General features: G+C 75.7%; 6 protein-coding genes. 1 reads left to right on the top strand and 5 read right to left on the bottom strand.

Annotation, left to right across the window (positions count from 1 at the left end):
* From DKL51_RS25915 to DKL51_RS25895, 5 genes are all read right to left on the bottom strand, one after another.
* A partial coding sequence (locus tag DKL51_RS25915; protein WP_438819674.1) for a carotenoid biosynthesis protein occupies positions 1-409 on the bottom strand: 409 nt, incomplete at its 3' end.
* Positions 406-978, bottom strand: a complete 573-nt coding sequence (locus DKL51_RS25910; protein WP_109944792.1) for a GNAT family N-acetyltransferase — start codon at positions 976-978, stop codon at positions 406-408. The genes DKL51_RS25910 and DKL51_RS25915, both read right to left, overlap by 4 nt.
* Positions 975-1,706 (bottom strand): monooxygenase, encoded by a 732-nt coding sequence (locus tag DKL51_RS25905; protein WP_109944793.1) that lies wholly within the window; start codon positions 1,704-1,706, stop codon positions 975-977. Before DKL51_RS25905 ends, DKL51_RS25910 begins: the two co-directional genes overlap by 4 nt.
* Positions 1,703-2,191, bottom strand: a complete 489-nt coding sequence (locus DKL51_RS25900; protein ID WP_109944794.1) for a YbaK/EbsC family protein — start codon at positions 2,189-2,191, stop codon at positions 1,703-1,705. The genes DKL51_RS25905 and DKL51_RS25900 overlap by 4 nt, the downstream gene beginning before the upstream one ends.
* A 104-nt stretch (positions 2,192-2,295) precedes the next feature.
* Positions 2,296-3,033, bottom strand: coding sequence for a TetR/AcrR family transcriptional regulator C-terminal domain-containing protein (locus tag DKL51_RS25895; RefSeq protein WP_243421044.1), 738 nt, complete (start codon positions 3,031-3,033; stop codon positions 2,296-2,298).
* A gap of 79 nt (positions 3,034-3,112) precedes the next feature.
* Here DKL51_RS25895 and DKL51_RS25890 point away from each other — a divergent pair.
* Positions 3,113-4,019, top strand: a 907-nt coding sequence (locus DKL51_RS25890; RefSeq protein ID WP_124812607.1) for an FAD-dependent monooxygenase, incomplete at its 3' end; no start/stop codon positions are given.

The following is a 4,019-nucleotide window of genomic DNA, read 5'->3' as shown; positions in this document are numbered from 1 at the left end:
CCCACCCGGGCGCCGGCCGGTCGCCGGCCGGCCCGGGGGCAGGCGCGGTGAGCCGGACCGCGGTGAGCCAGGCCGGCCAGGCCATCCAGGTCCAGGCGAGCGGGATGATCAGCGGTACCCCGGCCAGCTTCGGTCCCAGCTGGCCGGAGTAGTCGTAGCTGCCGAACGGGAAGCCGGTGGCCACCCCGAGCGCCTCGATCGCGAACCCGCCGCCGGTGGCCACCGCGACCAGCGCCCCCGCCGTACGCGCACCCCGGCTGAGCAGCGCGTGGCCGACCGAGAGCAGGTAGCCGAGTGCGACGGTGGCGACGGTCAGCCCGGCCCGGGTGGCGCCGGTGGTGAGCGGGTAGTAGATCTGGGCGAGGACCAGGACGGCCAGCAGCGCCCAGGGCAGTGGCCGTCGGATCACGGCGTGGCCGGTCCCGGTACGGGGCCGGGCGCGGCCAGCGGCAGGTCTCGGCCGAGCACGCCGAAGGGTCGCTCGTCGCCGGGGAAGTGGAAGTTGCGCAGGAGGTCCACAAAGCCGAACCGGCGGTACAGCCGCCAGGCCCGGGACTTCTGCTCGTCGGCCTCTGGGGTGGAGAGCAGCGTGGTCGTCCCCTCCGCCATGGTGAGCAGCGCGCGCAGCTGGCCGGCGCCGAGGCCGTGCCCCTGCGCGGCCGGGCGGACGTGCAGCTCCACCACCTCGAAGCAGTGGGTCAGCCAGCGCTGCCGGGCGTCGGCGTCCAGCGCCCGGGACACCTGGTCGTGCCACCACTGGCCGGCGGCGCCGAGGTAGCCGTACCCGAAGCCGATCAGGTGGCCCTCGGTGGTGAGGCTGGCGACGGCCCGGAAGCCGGGGCGGCGGACGTGGGTGGCGATGTAGCCGCGCCGGGCCTCCAGCAGGTCGGCGCGGTAGCCCATCGCCTCGCCGTAGACGGCCACCACGTCGTCCAGCCGCCGGACCAGATCGTCCGGCGTCCACCGCACCAACCTCATGCGTTCCCTCTCGCTGTTTCCCGGTCGCCGTCGCCGGCCCAGCCGAGCACCGTCCGGTCGCCGACCACCCCGCGCACCTCGAACCGCGCGAAGAGTTCCTCCGCGTACCACCCCTCGGTGGGGGTACGGGTGATCGCCGCGCGGTGCTCCGGCTGACGGTACGCGAACGCGACCAGGTCCGCCGGGTCACGCCACAGGCTCACCGTGCCCTGCCAGCCGAGCGGGGCCTCGCCGATGCCGAACCGGGCGAGCAGCCCGGGTGCCGCGTGCAGGGCGGCGGCCACCGGGGGGATCGCCCGCCAGAAGGTGACCGCCCGGCGGGGCCGTAGCCGGGCCCGGGTCAGCGCCAGTACCGGGCCGTCGACCCGGCCGCCGGGCGGGTCGCCGAACGGGCGGGTGCCGGACCACTCGCCGCGGCTGGTGAGCGGGCGCAGGTCGACCCGGACCGAGGAACGGGCGAGGCGGGCCCAGGAACGGCCCACGGGTGAGGCGTCGAAGCCGGCCGCCGCGGCGGGGGAGTCCCAGACGACCAGGGCGGCCCATCGGGTCAGGTCGGCGTCGCCGGGGCCGAAGCCGGTGCCGGTCCCGGTGCCGAGCAGCTTGCCGAACCGTACGCCGGGGGTGCGCCGCAGCCGCCGGGGGTGCAGCGCCATCCGGGCCAGCGCCCGGGGTACCGCGGCCGGGGGAATCCGCCACACGTGCAGCGTGACCAGCTCCGGGGTGCTCACGCCACGTCGGCCGGCGTCCCGGCGGTGATCCGCAGCAGCTCCGCGTACGTGGTCGGGAAGACCGCCTGCGGCACCCCGCCCGCGGCCCACACCTCGGCGTACTCCTCGAGGGCGGTGTCGACGAGCGTGCGCAGCGGCCGGGGGTGGCCGACCGGGGCGACCCCGCCGATCACCTGCCCGGTGTGCTCCTTGACGAACTCGGGGGTGGCCCGGCGCAGCCGGGTGACCCCGATGGCGGCGGCCAGGCCGGCGGTGTCGACCCGGTGAGCGCCGGAGGTGAGCACCAGCAGCGGCGCGTCGTCCGCGTTGAAGATCAGTGAGTTGGCGATGGCGCCCACTTCGATGCCGAGCGCCTCGGCCGCCGCCGCGGCAGTGTGCACCGCCTCGGGCAGCAGGTGGACCTGGCTCGACCCGCCGGCGCCGTCCCGCGCCTCCGCCGCGTCGAGCGCCCGCTGCACCGCCTGCACGTTCGGGTGTTGCTGCATGCCGCTCATTCTCCCCGCCGCATCCCGTCCCGCGCCCCCGCCCCACCCCGGCGCGTCGATCATGAAGTTGTTGTCGCGACACGCCGACGCCGGGCGCGACAACTTCATGTTCGACCCCGGGATGCGGCGGCGCGGTTGGTGATGAGGGTCTGGATGCCGTCGAGGATGCGGGCCAGGCCGAAGTCGAGGGCCTGGTCGCCGGGGGGCTGGGCGGGGATCGAGCGCAGCGCCGCGTCCAGGGCCGGGAACCGCTCCTCCCGGCCGCGCACCAGCACCGTGAACGCGGCCTCCCGGCCCTGCTCCGGCGCGGTGCCGGCGGCCGAGTGCTGGGCCAGGTTGCGGGCGTGGCCGACCAGGAGCACCGCCACGTCGAGCTGCTCGCCGCCGGTCAGCCCGGTGTCGGTGAGGGCGGCGACCACCCGTTCCAGCCAGGCCAGCTCGTTCGGGCCGGGCACCCGGGGGGCGACGGTGGCGACGTGCGCCCACGGGTGGCGGCGGAACCGGTCGAAGATCTGCCGGGTCCAGTCGTCGAGCTGGCCCCGCCAGTCGGCGCCCGCCGGGGATGGGGGCGGCTCGCCGATGGCCGTCTCCAGCATCAGGGCGACCAGCTCCGCCTTGCCGGGCACGTACCGGTAGAGGGCCATCTTGGTGACGTCCAGCGACTCGGCGACCCGCTGCATGGTCAGCCCCTCGAGCCCCTCGGTGTCGGCGATGGCGATGCCGGCCCGGGCGATCGCGTCGAGGGTGAGCGTGGGGCGGGGGCCACGCCGGGGCCCGCCGGGCGTACCCCACAGCAGCTCGTAGAGCCGTCGTTTGTCGACGCCACCGGTCTCCACGCTCACCCCTCTTGTCTGTGGGTCAAAACTGTGTCTACAGTACTCTGTATCCCACGGACACAGTTTCTATCACCGGGAGTAAGACATGCCCTCTTCACTGCGCGGCTTCCGCGTACTCGTCTCCGGCGCCGGCGTGGCCGGCCCGGCGGTGGCCTGGTGGCTGGCCCGGCACGGGGCCGAGGTCATCGTCGTCGAGGCCGCCCCGGCGCTGCGGACCAGCGGCTTCGCGGTCGACTTCCGCGGGCCGACCCACCTCGGCGTGCTCGCCGCCATGGGCGTGCTCGACGAGCTGCGCGCGGTGCAGACCCACGCCGGGGCGATGAGCCGGGTCGACGAGCACGGCCGGGAGATCTTCCGCCTGCCAGCCGAGTTTGCCGGCGGCGAGCTGGAGGTCCGCCGCCGGGACCTGTCCCGGATCCTGTACGAGCACGGCGCGGACCGGGTGGAGTACCGGTTCGGGGACCGGATCACCGCGCTCGCCGACACCGCCGACGGTGTGCGCGTCCATCTCGCCCGGGGCGCCTCCCGCACCGTCGACCTGGTGGTCGGCGCGGACGGCCTGCACTCCGAGGTGCGCCGACTGACGCTCGGCCCGGAGCCGGCGTACGTGACCCACCTCGGCTACCACCTGGCCGGCTGGGACCTGCCGAACGACCTGGGGGCGGACGCCGTCCCCCGGCAGTACAACGTGCCCGGCCGGATGGCCAGCGTGTTCGCCGACCCGCGCGACCCCGACCGGGCCACCGCGCTGGTGGTCTTCGCCGGGCCGCGGCAGGACCACGACCGGCTCGACCCGGACCGGCAGAAGGCGCTGATCGCCGCCGCCTTCGCCGGGCTGGGCTGGCACGTGCCCCGGCTGCTGGCCGGCCTGGACGCCGCGCCGGAGCTCTACTTCGACGCGATCGCCCGGGTCCGGGTGCCCCGGTGGCACACCGGCCGGGCCGTGCTGCTCGGCGACGCTGCCTGGGGCGTCACCCTCGGCGGGATGGGGG

The organism is Micromonospora globispora, from assembly GCF_003857015.1.
GTDB lineage: Bacteria > Actinomycetota > Actinomycetes > Mycobacteriales > Micromonosporaceae > Micromonospora > Micromonospora globispora.
Note: the sequence above shows the minus strand (reverse complement) of the source record. Positions and strands in the feature narration are given on the sequence as shown.